Here is a 16,854-nt window from a genome sequence, read left to right as displayed (position 1 = left end):
CAGCCACCCCCCGCGACCGACCCCTGAAAGCGCTTACTAACTCTTCGCGCACCGTCGCGGGGCGGATTCGCTCCGACTTCACTCGGAAGAGTGGTGTCGGGGTCTCGCGCGTCCCGGGGCGGAGGGGTGCGCCTCTCTTGTCATGGGCGTGCAGGTCCGGATCGTCCAGCCCCCCGAACGAACCGGACCTGCACGCCCGTTCAGACTCAGGTCCTGGGCGGTGCTGCGGCGCGGAAGCACCGCCCGGGACCACTCCCGCGACCCGCTCCCGAGCAGGGCGCCCCGCCTTATGATGAGCGGAGCGTATCGACCGCCGGGGTCGGCACTGGGACAACAAAGCAGGCCGGGACATGGTGGCTCGCGACGCGATACCGGCCTCGGCGCCGGAAGGGGAGAGATCCGGCCCCACCCGGCTGCTGCTGGTCGAAGACGACGACGGCGACGCGCTCCTGGTCGAGGAGTTGCTCAGCGAGGTCGGCGCCGGGGTGCAGGTGCGCCGGGTCCGTTCGCTCGCCGAAGCCCGCGCGGCCCTGTCCGGCACCGAATGCGTCCTGCTCGACCTCGGCCTTCCCGACACCCACGAGCTCGACGGGCTCCGCTGGCTGCAGCGCAACGTCCCCGGCGTCGCCGTCATCGTGCTCACCGGGATCGCCGACGAGTACCTCGGCGAAGAGGCCGTCCGCACCGGCGCCCAGGACTACCTCGTCAAAGGCCAGGTCGACGGGCCGCTGCTGAACCGCGTCATCCGCTACGCCGTCGAGCGCCTGCGCGCCGAGGAAGTGCAACGCCAGCTGCGCGAAGCCCAGATCTACGCCGAGGAGAACGCCCGCCTCGAACGCGGCCTGCTGCCTTCGCCGGTGCTGTCGGACCCGGCGGTGTCGGTGGCCGCCCGCTACGCGCCCGGCGGCCAGCAGCTGTTGCTGGGCGGCGATTTCTACGACGTCGTCCAGGCCGCCGACGGCTGGGTGCACGCGATCGTCGGCGACGTCTGCGGGCACGGCCCCGACGAAGCCGCGCTCGGCGTCTCGATGCGCGTGGCGTGGCGGACGATGGTGTTCGCCGCCCGCCCGGTCCCCGAAGTCCTCTCCACGATGCACCAGGTCTTCGCCCACGAACGGCACCAGCCCGGCCTGTTCACCACCCTGTGCATGCTCTCGGTCGACCCCGCCCGCACCACCGCCAGGCTCCACCTCGCCGGGCACCCGCCGCCCCTGCTCCTCACCCCCGGCGACGTGCGCCCACTCGACGCGCCCGTGCACACCCCGATCGGCATCGGCGACGGCACCCACTGGCCCTCCGCCGACATCGCGCTGGGCGAGAACTGGTCGGTCCTGCTCTACACCGACGGCCTCATCGAGGGCCGCGTCGGCACGCGACGCCGCTGCCTCGACGTGCACGGGCTCGTCGAACTCGTGCGCGAGGCACGCCGGGCCGAGCCGGGGATCAGGGAAGAACGCTTACTGGACAAGGTGATCAGCCAGGCGCGGGCGCTCAACGGCGGAGAGCTCGACGACGACCTCGCGGTGCTCGCCGTGTCCGCGCGCGGACGATGACCTCGCGGCCGGACAAGGCGGCGTTCCCGCTCCCGCGCCGTCCCCGGGAACGCCGCGACCGCTGGCCGCTGGCCCGCATCATCACGGTCGCCGTCGGCCTTCTCGCACTGTTTTCCGTCGCGGCGATCGTCGTCGGCGTGTTCGCGCTGACCCACCTCAGCACCGCGCGCGGCCGCGTCGTCGACCGCATCGACCCCGCACTCCAAGCCTCGCTGCGCCTCGACGCCGCGCTCGTCGACCAGGAAACCGGCGTCCGCGGCTACGCGATCAGCGCCCAGCGCGACTTCCTCGACCCCTACACCGCGGGCCAGACAGCCGAACGCGACGCCACCGCCGCCCTCACGCCCCTGCTCGACGACCGGCCCGGCGAACTCGCCGACCTGCGCCAGATCACCGCGCTCGCCGAAGCCTGGCGCACCGGCTACGCCCAGCCCGCCATCAGCGCCGTGAACGCGGGCGGCGCGCCCGGCGCGAACCTCGACGTCGGCAAGGCCGCGTTCGACCGCGTCCGGGCCGCGGTCACCGACCTGCAGGGCGACCTGAACCGGGCCCGCGCCGACGCGGCCGCCACCCTGCACAGCTCCGCCGCGGCGCTGAACACGGCGTGCATCGGCATCGCCGTAGTGCTCGTGTTGATCGTGCTGACGCTCGCGTTCAGCCTGCGCGCCGCCGCGATCCGCCCGCTGACCAAACTGACCGCCGAGGTCCGCACGGTCGCCGACGGGGACTTCTCCCACGAGGTCGTCCCCAGCGGGCCCCGCGAGGTCCACTCGCTCGGCGTGGACGTGAACCTGATGCGGCAACGGATCCTGCGCGAACTCTCCGCGCTCGACGCCCGCACCCAGGACCTGCAACGCTCCAACGCCGAACTCGAGCAGTTCGCCTACGTCGCCTCGCACGACCTGCAGGAACCCCTGCGCAAGGTCGCGAGCTTCTGCCGGCTGCTGCAACGCCGGTACTCCGGGCAGCTCGACGAACGCGCCGACCAGTACATCGAATTCGCCGTCGACGGCGCGAAACGCATGCAGGGCCTGATCAACGACCTGCTCGCGTTCAGCCGCGTCGGCCGCGTGGCGCGCGAACCCGTGCCGGTCTCCTGCGCCACGGTCCTCGAACAGGCCGAGAAGAACCTCGCCGCCGCCATCGAACAGACCGGCGCCACCATCGACGCCGGCGAACTGCCCACGGTGCCCGCCGAAGCACCGCTGCTGACCGCGGTGTTCCAGAACCTGCTCGGCAACGCGCTGAAATTCCACGGCGAAGACCCGCCCCACATCACCGTGCGGGCGGAGCGCGACGGCGACCTGTGGCGATTTTCCTGCCGCGACAACGGAATCGGCATCGACCCCGGGTACGCCGAGCGCATCTTCGTGATCTTCCAGCGGCTGCACGGCAAGAGTGACTACCCGGGCACCGGCATCGGCCTCGCGCTCTGCCGCAAGATCATCGAACACCACGGCGGCACCATCTGGCTCGACACCGGCACCGAGCGCGGCGCCTGCTTCCGCTTCACCCTGCCCGTGCTGCCCGAGGAAAAGGAAGACCATGCCCGACCCGACCCCGCTTGACGTCGTCGACGTGCTCCTCGTCGAGGACGACGACGGCGACGTGCTGATGACCCGCGAAGCCTTCGAACACCACAAACTCCGCAACAACCTGCACGTGGTCAGGGACGGCGAGCAGGCGCTGCGGTTCCTGCGCCGCCAAGGCGACTACGCCGGCGCGCCGCGCCCCGGGCTCATCCTGCTCGACCTGAACCTGCCCCGCCGCGACGGCCGCGAAGTGCTGGCCGAGCTGAAGGACGACCCGGAGCTGCGCGTGATCCCGGTCGTCGTGCTCACCACCTCCGAAGCCGAGGAGGACATCCTCCGCAGCTACCGGCTGCACGCCAACGCCTACGTCACCAAACCCGTCGACTTCGACCGGTTCATCGAGGTCGTCCGGCAGATCGACGACTTCTTCGTCACCGTCGTCAAACTTCCCTGAAGTAGGCTGCCGGATACGGGGAACGGACAGAGGAGCGGAGCATGGCGGACTGGCCCGACGACGGGGATGACGAGGTCTTCGAGCAGCTCGACAGCGAGGACACCCTCGAATACGGCCGCCCGGGCGACCCGCTCGACGAAGGCTACTCGGCGGCCGAAAAGCCTTGGGCGAGCGAGGATTTCGGCACCACACCGGCCGAAGAGGAAGCGGGGGAGAGCCTGGCGGGCAGGCTCGCCCGCGAGCTCCCCGACGGCAACCGCGACGAGGGCGACGGACTCGGCGACAGCGAGGACACCGACGGCGAGCTGATCGACGACGAGGTCGGCGACCTGCGCGCCGGGCGGCTCGTCGCGGGCGAAGGCGGGGACACCGAGCTCTACGCCTCCGACATCGGCATCGACGGGGCGGGCGCGTCGGCGGAAGAAGCCGCGGTGCACGTCGTCGACGCCGACGAGTACTGACCCGTGCGCAACAGCGAGCTGATCGCCGGGTTCCCCCGCATCGAGGCCGACGCCGCGGGCAAACGGGCCTCCGCGGTGGCCATCGTGGTGTCCGGCACCGGTGACGGCGCCGGCGTGTGGCTCACCCGCCGCACCCCGAAACTCCGCGCCCACGCCGGGCAGTTCGCGCTCCCCGGCGGCCGCCTCGACGACGGCGAGGACGCGGTCACCGCGGCACTGCGCGAACTGGAAGAGGAACTCGGCCTCGTCGCCGGGCCGGAACAGGTGGTCGGGCTCCTCGACGACTACCCGACCCGCTCCGGCTACGTGATCACCCCGGTCGTCGTCGCGCTCGACGACGGGCAGCAGCCCAGCCCGAACCCCGCGGAAGTGGCCGAGCTGCACTGGATCCCGTACCCGGACCTTGGCGTCGAACCGCGCTACCTGACCATCCCGGAGTCCGACCGCCCGGTGATCCAGCTGCCGCTGCTCGGGCACCTCGTGCACGCGCCCACCGCCGCCGTCCTCTTCCAGTTCCGGGAAGCCGCGCTGCACGGCAGGGTCACCAGGGTCGCGCATCTGGAACAACCGGTGTTCGCCTGGCGGTGAACGGGAGGTCGGGATGGAGCAGCAGCAACCGGTCGGCGCCGCCGAACTGTTCGACGCCATCGGCGCCCGCTACGAGGACGCGTTCGGCCGCCCGCCCGTCGTCGCCAGGGCGGTCGGGGAACTGCTCTCGCTGCTGCCCGCCGCGGCCAGGGTGCTCGACATCGGCAGCGGCACCGGCCGCCCCGTCGCGCACGCCCTCGCCGGAGCGGGCTGCCGGGTCACCGGCCTCGACGTGTCCTCGGTGATGATCTCCATCGCCCGCGAACAGGTCCCCGACGCCGAGTTCGTGCACACCGACGTCCGCGACTGGACCTCCCCGCCGGAATGCTGGGACGCCGTCTGCGCGTACTTCCCGTTCCTGCAGATGCCCCGCGCCGACACCGCGAAAGTGCTGCGGCGCCTCGCCCGCTGGCTCGTGCCCGGCGGCTACCTCTCGCTGGTGACCGTCCCCATGGACGCCGAGGACCTCCCGGTCGAGTTCCTCGGCCACCCGGTGCGGCTCACCAGCTTCCCCGCGCCCGAACTCGAGGACAAGATCGTCGCCGCCGGGCTGCGCGTCGTCTCCACCTACTCCGAGATCTTCGAACCCGAAGACGGCCGGGGTGAGGAACACCTGCTGATCACGGCCGTGCGACCCTGACCGCCAGCGTGTTTCCGCCGCCGCGGCCCCGGGTAGGCGGGAACCATGGCTGACACGACCACCACCGTGCCCGGGATCCGGCTGAACAACGGGGTCACCATCCCCCAGTTCGGGTTCGGCGTGTTCCAGATCCCCGAGGGGGAGACCGCCACCGCGGTCCGCGCCGCGCTCGACGCCGGCTACCGGCACATCGACACCGCGCAGCTGTACCGCAACGAGGAAGCCGTCGGCGAAGCCATCCGCGCGCTCCCGCGCGACGAGGTGTTCGTGACCACCAAACTCGCCAACGACGCGCACGGCCACGACAACGCCATCAACGCGCTCGAAGGCAGCCTGCGGCGGCTGGGGACCGACTACGTCGACCTCTACCTGATCCACTGGCCCCTGCCCGCGCGCGGCCGTTACGTGGAAACCTGGGGCGCCTTCGAGGAAATCCTCGAGGCCGGCAAGGCCAGGGCCATCGGCGTGTCCAACTTCCAGCCCGCGCACCTCGACGCCCTGCGCGACGCCGGCCTGCCCACCCCGGCGGTCAACCAGATCGAGCTGCACCCGTACCTGCAACAGCCGGAACTGCGCGCCTACCACCGGAAACACGGGATCGCGACCGAGGCCTGGAGCCCCATCGCGCAAGGCGAGGTCCTCGGCGACCCCGTCCTCACCGACCTCGCCGCCGCGCACGACAAGACCCCGGCGCAGATCGTGCTGCGCTGGCACATCCAGCTCGGCAACATCGTGTTCCCGAAGTCTGTGAACCCGCGGCGGATCCGGGAGAACATCGACATCTTCGACTTCGAGCTCACCGACGACCAACTGACCTCACTGGCGAAACTCGACCGCGGCCACCGCACCGGCTTCGACCCGGACACCTTCGAAGGCTGACCCTCGGTATCACCGCGCACTGAGCGTCAGCGGCCCATCGCCGCCGCGAACAGGTCGATCACGTCCTCGTCGGAATACCCGTCGGTGAGGAACCCGCCGAAGATCGGCACCAGCAGCTCCCCGAGATCACGCGCGACCTCGCCCAGCCCCTCGACCATGCCCCACACGAACCGGTAGGTCTCCGGATCGTCGACGTGCAGCACGTCCAGCGGCACCCGGTACCGCACGCCCACGGTCACCCCGTGCTCGCCGGGGCTGGCGAACAGCGCGCCGAAGGAGTACTTGTTCGCGTGCGTGGCCACGAACCGGAACAACTCGGGATCCGGCCGCAGGTCGCGGGCACCGGCGCCGATCAGGTTGACGAACCCGGCCGAAGGCCCCGGCGGCTGGGCGTGCAGCAGGGTGCACAGCTTTTCGTTGAGGCACAACCACATCGGGATCTCGTCGACGGACCAGTCGAGCACCTCGTAGCGGTTCGTGGTCCTCGCCCAGTCGTCGAGCGCGTCGACGAACAGGCCGAACTGAGGCATCGTCATACCTTCAGGAACGGACCACGAGCCCGGGCAGCTCACCCCGTTCGGCCCGCGCCAGCAGGATCGACGCCGCCGAGGGCCAACGCCGGAAAGCACGGTCGAACGGCCGCAACGGGCGCGGCACGTCGTGGTAACAGGCGCCGGCGACGGTGATCCGGCGAAACCCGCGCGCCCGCAACAGGCTCACCAGCGCCCGCCGCGTGAACAGACGCAGGTGCCCGACCACCTGCGAACCCGGCCTGCCGTGCACCTCCCGCAGGCTCACCTCCGAAAACACCGGCTGCACCCCGAAAACGAGGAGCACCCGGTTGTGCCAGGCCGCGAGATTGGGCGTGGACACCAAAAGCGTGCCGCCCGGGCGAAGCACCCGGCGCGCTTCGTCGAGGGCGGCGTCGGTGTCCACGAGGTGCTCGATCAGTTCGCTCATCACCACGACGTCGAACGTCGCGTCGCCGAACGGCAGGCCCGGCGGTTCCGCGGACCCGTTCACGAGCCCGAAACCGTGTTCCCTGGCCTGGCCGAGCGCGCGAGTGGACCAGTCGAGGCCGACCACGTCGTGCCCCGGCGCCCTGCGCGCGATCAGCGCGGTGGCCGCGCCGTCGCCGCAGCCGACGTCGAGGATACGACGGCGCCGGGAGCCGTCGAGCACTTCCCGGAGCTGGGCCACCTGCCGCCTCGCCCGGTCCGCGCCGGAGTTGATCGGCACGCCCGGTTCGTCGTAGAAATCCCGCAGCGGGCTCATCCGGGCGTCCGGCCGTGGCGGGTGATGGCCTCCTCGACGACCGACTCGAACCGGTCTACCGCCGCCGTCCACCGCAATCGCGCGGCCAGCGCGCGAGCCGCGTCGCCGAGCGCCTCCCGCCGGCGGTGGTTGAGCGCGAGCGCCGCCCACGCCGAGGCGAACTCGCTCTCGGTCCTCGCGAGCACGCCGGTTCGCCCGTCCCGCACGGAATCCCGCAGCCCGGGCACGTCGAACCCGACCGTCGGCGTGGCCCGCGCCCCGGCCTCCGCCACCACGAGCCCCCAGCCTTCCAGCAGGGCCGGATGCAGCAGCAGCCACGCCGCCGAAAGGAGGCGGTGCTTGCGCTCCTCGGACACGTGTCCAGTGAAGCGGACCCCTTCTCCCGCAAGGTGTTCGAGCTGTCCGGCGGCCGGCCCGTCGCCCGCGATCACGAGCTCGCCACCGGTGACCGGCCGGACCCGTTCCCACATCCGCAGCACCAGATCCACCCGCTTGTAGTCCGCCAGCCGGCCCAATACCAGGAAAAGCGGCGACGGCGAGCGCGCCGCGGGCGGGCCCGGCGGCTCGACCCCGTTGCGCAGCAACCGGATCCGGTCCGGGGCGACCCCGATCCCGGCGAGCGCGGCGGCGCTCGAACCCGACACGGTCAGGAAAAGGTTCCGCTCGTGCACCCTTGGCAGCAGCACCCGCTCGGTGAACCGGCCGATCGTCGAGAGCGGCGGCGGGTACCGCAGCGGCCACAACGCGGTGTGCACGTGGTTGACCAGGCACACCGCCGGGCCGCGGAACCACAGCGGAACCAGGTACGGCAACCCGTTGCACACCTCCACCAGCACGTCGCAGCGCGCGATCTCCCGCCGGTACACCCACGGCGCCAGCGCGAACTGGCTCAGCGACCCGCCGCTGCGCACCACCCGGTACGTGCGGCGCGCGGCGGGCCCGCCGCACAGCAGGGTCACGCTGTGGCCGCGGTCCGCCATGCCCGTGGCCAGCCTGTCCACCAGCAGTTCCGAGCCGCCCGCGCGGGGATGCGCGAGATCGCGGCCGGCGACGAGCACGAGGTGACGGGGCGGCGCGGCCACGCGCGCGCGAGTCCGCGCGGCGGGCCGCGGACTTCTGCCTGGGCCCCCGAGAATTCGATCAACGGTTTTCTGATCCACGGTGTTTGTCATTTCCGGACGAGTTTCGCGGCTACTTCTGCATGATGGGGAAGATCAATGACTGCCGTAGGTGAACAAAGGTGCGTTCACCGGTTCCGGGGTGCTCGTCGCGGCGGTCGCGACGAGCACCGACAGCGTCGCGGCGAGCACGCATCCCAGCACTGCGGCCAAAACTGCGCGTAAGGGCCAGCGCCTCATCGGATGCTCCTTCCGTCGGCCGGTTCCGGCGCGGAAAGTGGGACCGGGCCCGCGCCTGCGTCTCGAATTGGCGCGGTTTTCGTCGTTCGGGTGATGCAGGTGAACACGTGTCTTGACAGTTTGTCAAGCGCGCTCTAGTTTTTCGAAAACGAGGCTCTCTCGTGAATTCCCGCCCGGTTCCGAGTCAACGAGGACTGAAGATGTCGCGCCGCTCCCGTGGCCCGCGCACCGGCACGATCCTGATCGTGCTCGGGGCGTTCTGCCTCGCCCTCGCCCCGCTGCTGCACTGGTTCGTGCTGCCCCGGCTCGAACGCACGCCGGCGGACATCGACACCACCAACGTGACCATGGCCACCGGCCAGTACTTCGACGGCACCGGGCTGAAGGGCCCGATCCAGTTCACCATCACCACCCGCGTCATCGGCGACGTCGAGGCGGGCGCCGGGCACGACGTGCTCGTGTGGGACATGTCCACCCAGGTCGACAACCCGGACACGCTCGCGTTCGCCGACCCGCGCTACTCGCTGCAGTGGATCGTCGAGCGCATCGTGGCCGACCCGCACACCAACGAACCCGTGCACTGCTGCGGTGAGTCGCCGGCGCACCAGGGCACCGCGTTCCTCAAGTTCCCGTTCAACGTGCAGAAGGTCGCCTACCAGTACTGGAACCCGTTCGTGCGCAAGGCGTTCCCGGTGGTCTACTCCGGGGACGTGGTGCTCGAAGGGCACACGTTCTACCGCTTCACCGGCAAGGTCCCGGCCACCGTCAGTGGCAGCCTCGACCTGCCGGGCTCGCTGGTCGGGATGCCGCAGCAGCCGGGCATGGTGCACCTGGACACCTACTACCGCGACGACGGCATCGAGGTCCTCGTCGACCCGCTGTCGGGAGCCCCGGTGTCGACGGTGCAGCACGTCGTGACCACCGCGCGCCTTCCCGGTGGGAGCGACGATCTCCTGACCCTGTCGACGTTCGCCGTCGCGCCCAGTTCCCAAGCCGTGCACGACAACGTGCAGACGGCCATCGCCAACGACCGCGCGCTGAACCTGATCGGCACCACCGGCCCGCTCCTGCTGCTCGTGCTCGGGCCGGTGCTGCTCATCATCGGGATCATCCTGCTCGTGCGCGCCAGCCGCCGCGCACGCCGGGCCCAACCGCTCCCGCCCGTCCGGGAGCCGGTGTGACGGCGCCGCCCGCGCATCGCCCCGGCGGGCTGCGGCGCTCCGTGCGGCTGTTCCGCGCGTTCCTCGTCGAGCAGACCGATCCCGGGCGCTTCTACGGCGAACTGGCCGGAGACACCGTGCGCCAGCTCGAACGCTACTGCCCGCTGGACAACAAAACCGTGCTCGACATCGGCGGCGGCCAGGGCCACCTGGCCGCCGCGGTGCGCGCGCGGGGCGGCGGCTACCACCTCGTCGAGCCCGACCCCGACGCGATCGGCCTCGGCCGCGACGGCGTCCCGCCCGGGACCGTGGTGGCCGACGGCTACTGGCTGCCCTTCCGAGCGGGCATCGCGGACATCTGCGTGTGCTCGAACGTGCTCGAGCACGTGCCCGACCCCGCCGGGCTGCTCGACGAGCTCGTCAGGGTCACGCGCCCCGGCGGGCTCGTCTACGTCTCCTTCACCAACTGGTATTCGCCGTGGGGTGGCCACGAAACCTCGCCGTGGCACTACTTCGGCGGGGCCCGTGCCGCCCGCCGTTACGCCCGGCGGCACGGGCGGCCACCCAAGAACGAGTACCGGCGCACCCTGTTCCCCGTCCACATCGGACAGACACTGCGGCTGGCCCGGCGGCAGCCGGGCGCCCGGCTCGCCGACGCGCTGCCGCGCTACTACCCGCGTCCCGCGCGGGTCCTGCTGCGCGTGCCCGGCCTGCGCGAGCTGCTCACCTGGAACCTGCTGCTGATCCTCCGCAAAGACGAACCGGGAGCCGTGTCATGACCGACACCAGGACCGCCACGGAGCCGCACGGCGGCGGAACGGCGCCCCCGCCGGTCGCGATCCGCCGGGGCGGCGCCGAGCCCGGCGGCCCCCGCACGGTCAGCCGCTGGTGGCCGCTGTGGGTGTGGCTGCTGGCGTTCGTCGTGTTCCTGCTGCAGAGCCCGGGCAAGATGACGTTCGACACCAAGCTCGGCGTGAACCTCGACCCCGCCGGGTTCTACACGCGCCTCGCGCACCTGTGGAACCCGCTGCAGTGGTTCGGCGGGCTGCAGGACCAGTACATCGGCTACGCGTTCCCGATGGGCGTCTTTTCGTTGCTGGGCCAGGTTGTGCACATCCCGGTGTGGATCACCGAACGGCTCTGGATGTCGCTGCTCGTGGCCGCCGGCTTCTGGGGACTGACCAAACTCGCCACCCGGCTGGGCATCGGCTCACCCCGCACCCGGCTCGTCGCTGCCGCCGCCTTCGTGCTGTGGCCGACGTTCACCGTCCTCATCGGATCGACGTCCGCCGCGGTGCTGCCCGGACTCCTGGCGCCGTGGGCCGTCGTGCCACTGGTGACTGCCGTCGAGGGCGGCTCGGCCCGGCTCGCCGCCGCCCGCTCCGGGCTCGTCGTGCTCGCGATGGGCGGCGTCAACGGCGCGTCCACGATCGCCGCGCTGAGCCTGCCGCTGCTCTACCTGCTCATCCGCGTTCGACGCCACCTCGCCCTGCTGCTGTGGTGGCTCCTCGCCGTCGTGCTCGCGACCGCGTGGTGGGTCGTTCCCCTTGTCCTGCAAGGAAGATACGGGTTCAACTTCCTGCCCTACATCGAACAGGCCGCCAACACCAACCAGACCACGTCGGCGGCCACCGTGCTGCGCGGCAGCGGGAACTGGGTGGCGTACCTGAACTTCGGCAACGCCTGGCTCACCGCGGGCTGGGCCGTCGTGTCCACCCCGCTCGTGATCGCCGCGTCCACCGTCACCGCCGCGCTGGGCCTCACCGGGCTGGCGCGCCGCGACCTGCCCGAAGGCCGGTGGCTGCGGCTCGCGACCGGTGTGGCCGCGCTCGTGCTCCTCGCCGGCTACGCCGGGCCGATGGGCGGGCTGTTCCACGGCACCGTGCAGAACTGGCTCGACGGCTGGCTCGCGCCCTTCCGCAACATCTACAAGTTCGAACCCGTCATCGCCGCGACCCTGTCACTCGGCATCGCGCACCTGCTCGCGAGGCCGATCCGGCGCCCGCGCCGCGCGAAAACAGTGCTCGCCATCGTGGCGACGGCGGCCGTCCTCATCGGACTCGCGGCGCCGTATGGCACCGGAAAAGCCTTGCAGCCTGGGTCGTTCTCGGCGGTACCGTCCTATTGGGACGATGCGGCGGACTACCTCGCCGAGCACGCCCCCAACGAACCGACCCTCGTCACGCCCGCCGACTCCCACGGCATCTACGCCTGGGGCGTCCCGGTCGACGAACCACTGGAGCCCCTCGCGCGCTCGCCGTGGGTGCAGCGCCAGCTCGTGCCGTTCTCCGGAGCCGGATCCCAGTCGATGCTCACCGCCGCGGAGAAGGCACTCGAATCCGGGGACGCGCAACCCGGGCTCGGCACGTACCTCGCGCGCGCCGGCGTGCGCTATGTGCTGGTACGCAACGACCTCGACCCGAACCAGCTCGACTACGTCTCCCCGGACATCGTCCACCGGACACTGGACCAGTCCGGGTTCACGCGCGTCACGTCCTTCGGGCCGGAGACGACCGCGGGCTACGTCCACTCCGGAACCGCGCTGTCCGTGCAGGGCCTCATGGGCGTGTACCCGGCGCTCGAAATCTTCCAGGCCCCCGCCCAGCAGGACACCGGCCCCGTCGCCGTGCAGCCCACCGCCGACGCGATCCGCGCCGACACCGACCCTGGCAGCCTCCTCGACCTGGCCAACCAAGGCGTCCTCGGCGACGAGGCCGTGATCTCCTCCGGCCGCGCCGATACCCAGGTCCTCACCGACGGAAACCGCCGCCAGGACACGACTTTCGGCCTCGTGAACCACAACGAGTCCTACACCTACACCGAAACCGGCACCAACCCCGCCGACGACCCGCACGGCGGCGGGGGAGAGGCGCCACGCCAGCTCCTGGCGAGCAACGGCGACCAGACCGTCGCGCAACTCTCGGGCGCCACAGACGTGACAGCCTCGTCCTACGGCTCGTGGCTCTGGGAACTCCCGCAATACGACCCCGTGAACGCCTTCGACGGCAACCCCGACACCGCCTGGACCCAGGGACGGGCCGACAGCGGCGAAGGGCAATGGCTGCAGATCCGCCTCGACCACCGCCAGACCCTCCCGGTGTCGGTCCCGATCCAGCTGCTCTCGGACAGCGCTTTCCGGCCGGTGATCACCCGCGTCGTCACCACCACCGAAGCCGGTAGCGCCACCACGGACCTGCGCGCCACCTCCGACACTCAGCAGCTGCGCGTCCCGCCAGGCTCCACGTCCTGGCTGCGCGTCACCATCGAACAGACCACCGGCGGCGTGACCGGCGGCCCCGCCGCGGGCATCCGCGAAATCACGATCCCCGGCACCGAAGTCACCCGCTATCTGCGCGTGCCCGGCGTCTCGGGCGGCGCGCGGCACAACGTCGTCTCGCTCCATCGCGACACCGTTTCGCCGCTGCCCCTGGGCGAATCGCAACCGGAACCCGAACTCGCGCGGACCTTCACCACCGCCACGGCCCAGGACATGACCGTGTCGGCCACCGCGACCGCCGTCCCGGGCGCGGGCCTCAACGCGCTGCTCGACCAGTACCGCACCGGCGCCTCGGGCCTGGCCGTCACCGCAACCTCGACGTGGGGCGGGCTGCCGCAATACCGAGTGGCCAACGCCGCCGACGGGGACTGGAGGACGGCCTGGCTCGCGGGCGCCCCGAACCCGACCCTGCGCCTGAGCTGGACCGGCACCCGCTCCATCGGCGAGCTCACGATCGTGCCCGCCGGCGGGCTTTCCACCATGCCGACAACCCTGCGCGTGCAGGGCGCGGACGGCACGCGCGAGGTCACGGTGCCCAACACCAGCACCACCCCGGTCCCCGCGATCGCCGACGTGAAGTTCGACCCGCTCACCACCGACTACCTCGACATCAGCTTCCCCACGCTCACCTCCGCGTCCTCCTACGACCCGCTCGTGGGCGCGGCGGCGCCGTTGCTCGTCGGCATCGGGGACATCGGCTCGCCCGCGCTCGCCGACCTGACCGCGAAACCGCTGCCGGACGACACCCCGGTCAGCCTGCCCTGCGGGAGCGGCCCGCCGCTGACCGTCGACGGCACCGAGTACCAGACCTCCGCCGAGACCACACTCGGCGACCTGGCCGGGTTCCGGCCGATCACGGTCGCCGTGTGCACCTCGGACGGCACCGTGCCGCTGTCGGCGGGCAGGCACACGCTCACCTCGTCCAGCACGACGGGCGCGCTCGCGATCACCGACCTCACCCTCGCCAGTGGCACGGCACCGACCACCGCCACCCCGGCGCGATCGGTGCACGTTTCCGCGTGGGGAGCGGAAAACCGGCAGCTCACCATCGGCGCCGGCGCGGAGTCCTTTGTGGAGGTTCACGAGACCTACAACTCCGGTTGGACGGCCACGATGAACGGCGTCCGGCTGACTCCGGTCCAGCTCGACGGCTGGCAGCAGGGGTTCGTGGTCCCGGCGGGCGCGGACGGGACGATCACGCTGTCCTTCACCCCCGCCACGGCCTACCGTGCGGCCCTGATCGCGTCCGGGATCGGCGTCGTGGTGCTGGTTCTGGGTGCGCTCATCCGGGGCAGGCGGCGCAAACTCACCCCGGTGCCCGATCAAGGCCGGGCCACCAAGGCCGGCCTGTGGGTGGCGCTCGCCGCGGTCACCGGGCTGCTCGTGATCGTGGGCGGAGTCGTCGCCGTCGTCGTGCCGGTGCTGGCCGGGCTGGCGTTCCTGCGGCCACGATGGCTCCCCGTGATCGCCGGGCTCGCGATGCTCGGTGCCGGAGTGTGCGCGGTCGTCGGCGTCGCCCTGCACGGCGTGGCCACCGGATACGGCGCGCTCGGCGGCCCGGCGCAGGTGTTCGCGCTCGCCGCGCTCGCGGCCGCGCTCATGCCGTGGTTCGCGGAAGGCAAGCGGCCATGACCACCGTCCCCCTCACCCCGGTCGACGAGCTGGGCCACTGGCTCGACCGCCCTGGTGAGCCGAACAACGTCCACCTCGAAGCCGCGATCGACGCCCACGTCGACGCGATCCGGTTGCGCGCGGCACTCGACGGTGTTCTGGCCGCGCACCCGCTGGCCCGGGCGCGCCTCGCCCCGGGGCACGTCCTGCGGCGCCGCCTGAAGTGGGAAATCCCGGCCACCACGCCGAAAGCGCTCACCCAGGTGCGCTGGGACCAGCCGGCCGACCTGGCGCGGCGCAGGGAAGAATTCGTCAGCACGCCGGTGCGGCTCGACACCGGCCCGGCGTTGCGCCTGCTGCACGCGATCGGGCCGGAGCGCGACGTCCTCCTGCTGAGCCTGCACCACGCGGTGTTCGACGGGCTCTCCGGCGTACGGCTGCTGCGCTCACTGGCCGACCGCTACGCGGGCCGCTCGGACCCGGTCCCCGATAAGCCTTTCGCCGCAAGGATTCCACGGGCACGGCCGGGCCCCGCGCGCGTGCACGGGCGGCCCGCGCGGATCGCGGAAGACGGGGCGGAACCGTTGCCCGGCTACGGTTTCCACCACCTCGCCCTGCCACGCCCGGCGCCGCTGCCCGGCCCGGCCACGGTCAACGACGTCCTCATCGCGGCGCTCGGCATGGCGATCGCGTACTGGAACGTCGCCCACGGGACAGCCCCGTCGACCGTGCGGATCACCATGCCGCTCAACACCAGGCCTGCCGGGGACGAACGGCTCGGAAACCTGTGCAGGCTCGCGAGTATCGCCGTCACCGACGATGCCGCGAACCCGTTCCGCCGGGTGCTCGGCGACGTCACCGCGCAGACCACCGCGGCCAAGATCCAAGGCGGGCCCCAGCTCGATCCCGTGTCCCGCGCGCTCATGCTGCCCTGGTACCCGGCGGTGCTGCGCGGCCCGATCGTGCGGCTCGCCCACCGGATGGGCGCCGCGCACTACAGCGACACCTCGCTCGTCTCCAACCTCGGGATCCTCGATCGTCCCACCGACTTCGGTCCCGGAGCGCCGGTCGAGGCCGTGTGGTTCTCCACCCCGGCGCCCATGCCGCGCGGGCTTTCCCTCGGCGTCACGACGATGAGAGGCCGGATGCACCTGTGCCTGCGCTACCGGCACGCCCTGTTCGACGCGGCCGCCGCCGCCCGGTTCGCGGCGCTGCTGGAGGAACTGCTCGCCGCGGCCGTGCCGGATCCGGGCCGCCGGGAGGCGGTCTGACCCGGTGAACGGCCACGGGATCGCCTTCGCGCTGGCGGGCACAGCGGCCTACAACGCCGGATTCGTCCTGGAAAAACGCGCGCTTCTGAGCCTGCCGGCACTCGACCTCCGCCACCCGAAGCACCTCGTGCGCACCCTGTTCACCGCCCCCGGCTGGCTCGTCGGCTTCGCGTGCATGGGAATCGGGCTCGCCTGCCAGGTGGGCGCCCTGTTCACGCTCCCGCTCAGCGTCGCCCAGCCGCTGCAGAGCGGGGGAGTCGTGGTGCTGGCCCTGCTGTCCTGGCTCGTACTCGGCGAACGCACCGGCCCGCGCGACCGCCGCCGCATCGCCTTGATCGTGCTCGCGCTGATCCTGCTCGGCCTCTCCGTCGACGACCACGGCCCCGCCAACATGCCCGCCGACCCCGCGACGATGATCATCACCGTCGTCGTGTCGGCCGCCTGCGCCATCGCGCTCTGGCAGGCCGCGGGCGGCGCGCGCGTCACCGGCCCGGTCGCCGCCGGGATCGCCACCGGGCTGTTCTACGGCATCGCGGGGCTCGGCATGAAAGGGCTCTCCGCGCACCTGGCCGGGGAGGGCGTCGCCGCCGCGCCCGCGTCACCGTATGGGTACCTGCTCGTGGCCGCGTCGGTGTGCGGGATGGCGGTGTTCCAGACCTCGCTGCAACGCTTTCGCGCCACCGCGCTCGTCCCCACCGCGAACGTCAGTGGCAGCGGCTACGTGATCCTCGTGGGCTCGCTGCTGTTCCACGAGAGCCTGCCTCGCGAACCCCTGCCGCTCGCCCTGCGCGTCAC

General features: G+C 71.7%; 16 protein-coding genes. 12 read left to right on the top strand and 4 right to left on the bottom strand.

The window, feature by feature from the left end:
* Positions 1-350 precede the first annotated feature (350 nt).
* Genes FPZ12_RS42745 through FPZ12_RS42715 form a run of 7 tightly spaced genes read left to right on the top strand, consistent with a single transcriptional unit; the run spans position 351 to position 6,107 of the window.
* A complete protein-coding gene (locus FPZ12_RS42745) occupies positions 351-1,553 on the top strand; it encodes a PP2C family protein-serine/threonine phosphatase (protein WP_144758231.1) in 1,203 nt (400 codons plus the stop codon).
* Complete coding sequence (locus FPZ12_RS42740) at positions 1,550-3,121, top strand: sensor histidine kinase (protein ID WP_144758233.1); 1,572 nt, start codon at positions 1,550-1,552, stop codon at positions 3,119-3,121. Before FPZ12_RS42745 ends, FPZ12_RS42740 begins: the two co-directional genes overlap by 4 nt.
* Positions 3,099-3,539, top strand: a complete 441-nt coding sequence (locus tag FPZ12_RS42735) for a response regulator (protein WP_144758235.1) — start codon at positions 3,099-3,101, stop codon at positions 3,537-3,539. The genes FPZ12_RS42740 and FPZ12_RS42735 overlap by 23 nt, the downstream gene beginning before the upstream one ends.
* 41 nt (positions 3,540-3,580) lie before the next feature.
* The gene (locus tag FPZ12_RS42730; protein WP_144758237.1) at positions 3,581-4,000 is read left to right on the top strand and encodes a DUF5709 domain-containing protein; all 420 of its coding nucleotides are present in this window, start codon (positions 3,581-3,583) and stop codon (positions 3,998-4,000) included.
* A 3-nt stretch (positions 4,001-4,003) separates the two neighbouring features.
* Complete coding sequence (locus FPZ12_RS42725; protein WP_144758239.1) at positions 4,004-4,588, top strand: NUDIX hydrolase; 585 nt, start codon at positions 4,004-4,006, stop codon at positions 4,586-4,588.
* 13 nt (positions 4,589-4,601) lie between these two features.
* On the top strand, positions 4,602-5,228 hold the full coding sequence (locus FPZ12_RS42720; RefSeq protein ID WP_144758241.1) for a class I SAM-dependent methyltransferase: 627 nt from the start codon (positions 4,602-4,604) through the stop codon (positions 5,226-5,228).
* 45 nt (positions 5,229-5,273) lie between these two features.
* The gene (locus FPZ12_RS42715; protein ID WP_144758243.1) at positions 5,274-6,107 is read left to right on the top strand and encodes an aldo/keto reductase; all 834 of its coding nucleotides are present in this window, start codon (positions 5,274-5,276) and stop codon (positions 6,105-6,107) included.
* Positions 6,108-6,133: 26 nt separating this feature from the next.
* Here the strand turns inward: FPZ12_RS42715 and FPZ12_RS42710 are convergent, their stop codons facing one another.
* The 4 genes from FPZ12_RS42710 to FPZ12_RS45880 all read right to left on the bottom strand — a co-directional run bounded on the left by FPZ12_RS42710 (position 6,134) and on the right by FPZ12_RS45880 (position 8,740).
* Positions 6,134-6,637, bottom strand: a complete 504-nt coding sequence (locus FPZ12_RS42710; protein WP_144758245.1) for a hypothetical protein — start codon at positions 6,635-6,637, stop codon at positions 6,134-6,136.
* A gap of 10 nt (positions 6,638-6,647) precedes the next feature.
* Positions 6,648-7,382 carry a class I SAM-dependent methyltransferase gene (locus FPZ12_RS42705; RefSeq protein ID WP_144758248.1) on the bottom strand — a complete coding sequence of 245 codons (735 nt, stop codon included), beginning with the start codon at positions 7,380-7,382 and terminating at the stop codon, positions 6,648-6,650.
* On the bottom strand, positions 7,379-8,464 hold the full coding sequence (locus FPZ12_RS42700) for a glycosyltransferase family 4 protein (RefSeq protein ID WP_208026206.1): 1,086 nt from the start codon (positions 8,462-8,464) through the stop codon (positions 7,379-7,381). Before FPZ12_RS42700 ends, FPZ12_RS42705 begins: the two co-directional genes overlap by 4 nt.
* Before the next feature lie 132 nt (positions 8,465-8,596).
* Positions 8,597-8,740 (bottom strand): hypothetical protein, encoded by a 144-nt coding sequence (locus FPZ12_RS45880; protein ID WP_166463092.1) that lies wholly within the window; start codon positions 8,738-8,740, stop codon positions 8,597-8,599.
* A gap of 200 nt (positions 8,741-8,940) precedes the next feature.
* Here FPZ12_RS45880 and pgfA point away from each other — a divergent pair, with 200 nt between their 5' ends.
* From pgfA to FPZ12_RS42675, 5 genes are all read left to right on the top strand, one after another.
* Positions 8,941-9,921: a cell envelope lipid trafficking protein PgfA gene (gene pgfA / locus FPZ12_RS42695; protein WP_144758252.1), complete on the top strand. Its 981-nt coding sequence runs from the start codon at positions 8,941-8,943 to the stop codon at positions 9,919-9,921.
* A complete protein-coding gene (locus FPZ12_RS42690) occupies positions 9,918-10,679 on the top strand; it encodes a class I SAM-dependent methyltransferase (protein WP_243770321.1) in 762 nt (253 codons plus the stop codon). Before pgfA ends, FPZ12_RS42690 begins: the two co-directional genes overlap by 4 nt.
* Positions 10,676-14,809, top strand: a complete 4,134-nt coding sequence (locus tag FPZ12_RS42685; protein WP_144758254.1) for an alpha-(1->3)-arabinofuranosyltransferase domain-containing protein — start codon at positions 10,676-10,678, stop codon at positions 14,807-14,809. Before FPZ12_RS42690 ends, FPZ12_RS42685 begins: the two co-directional genes overlap by 4 nt.
* Positions 14,806-16,059 (top strand): condensation domain-containing protein, encoded by a 1,254-nt coding sequence (locus FPZ12_RS42680; RefSeq protein ID WP_166463091.1) that lies wholly within the window; start codon positions 14,806-14,808, stop codon positions 16,057-16,059. The genes FPZ12_RS42685 and FPZ12_RS42680 overlap by 4 nt, the downstream gene beginning before the upstream one ends.
* 4 nt (positions 16,060-16,063) lie before the next feature.
* On the top strand, positions 16,064-16,854 hold a 791-nt coding region (locus tag FPZ12_RS42675), incomplete at its 3' end, for a DMT family transporter (protein WP_150980767.1).

Source organism: Amycolatopsis acidicola (assembly GCF_007713735.2).
Classification (GTDB): domain Bacteria; phylum Actinomycetota; class Actinomycetes; order Mycobacteriales; family Pseudonocardiaceae; genus Amycolatopsis_E; species Amycolatopsis_E acidicola.
The sequence above is the reverse complement of the archived record's forward strand: the minus strand, read 5'-3'. Positions and strand labels throughout refer to the sequence as shown.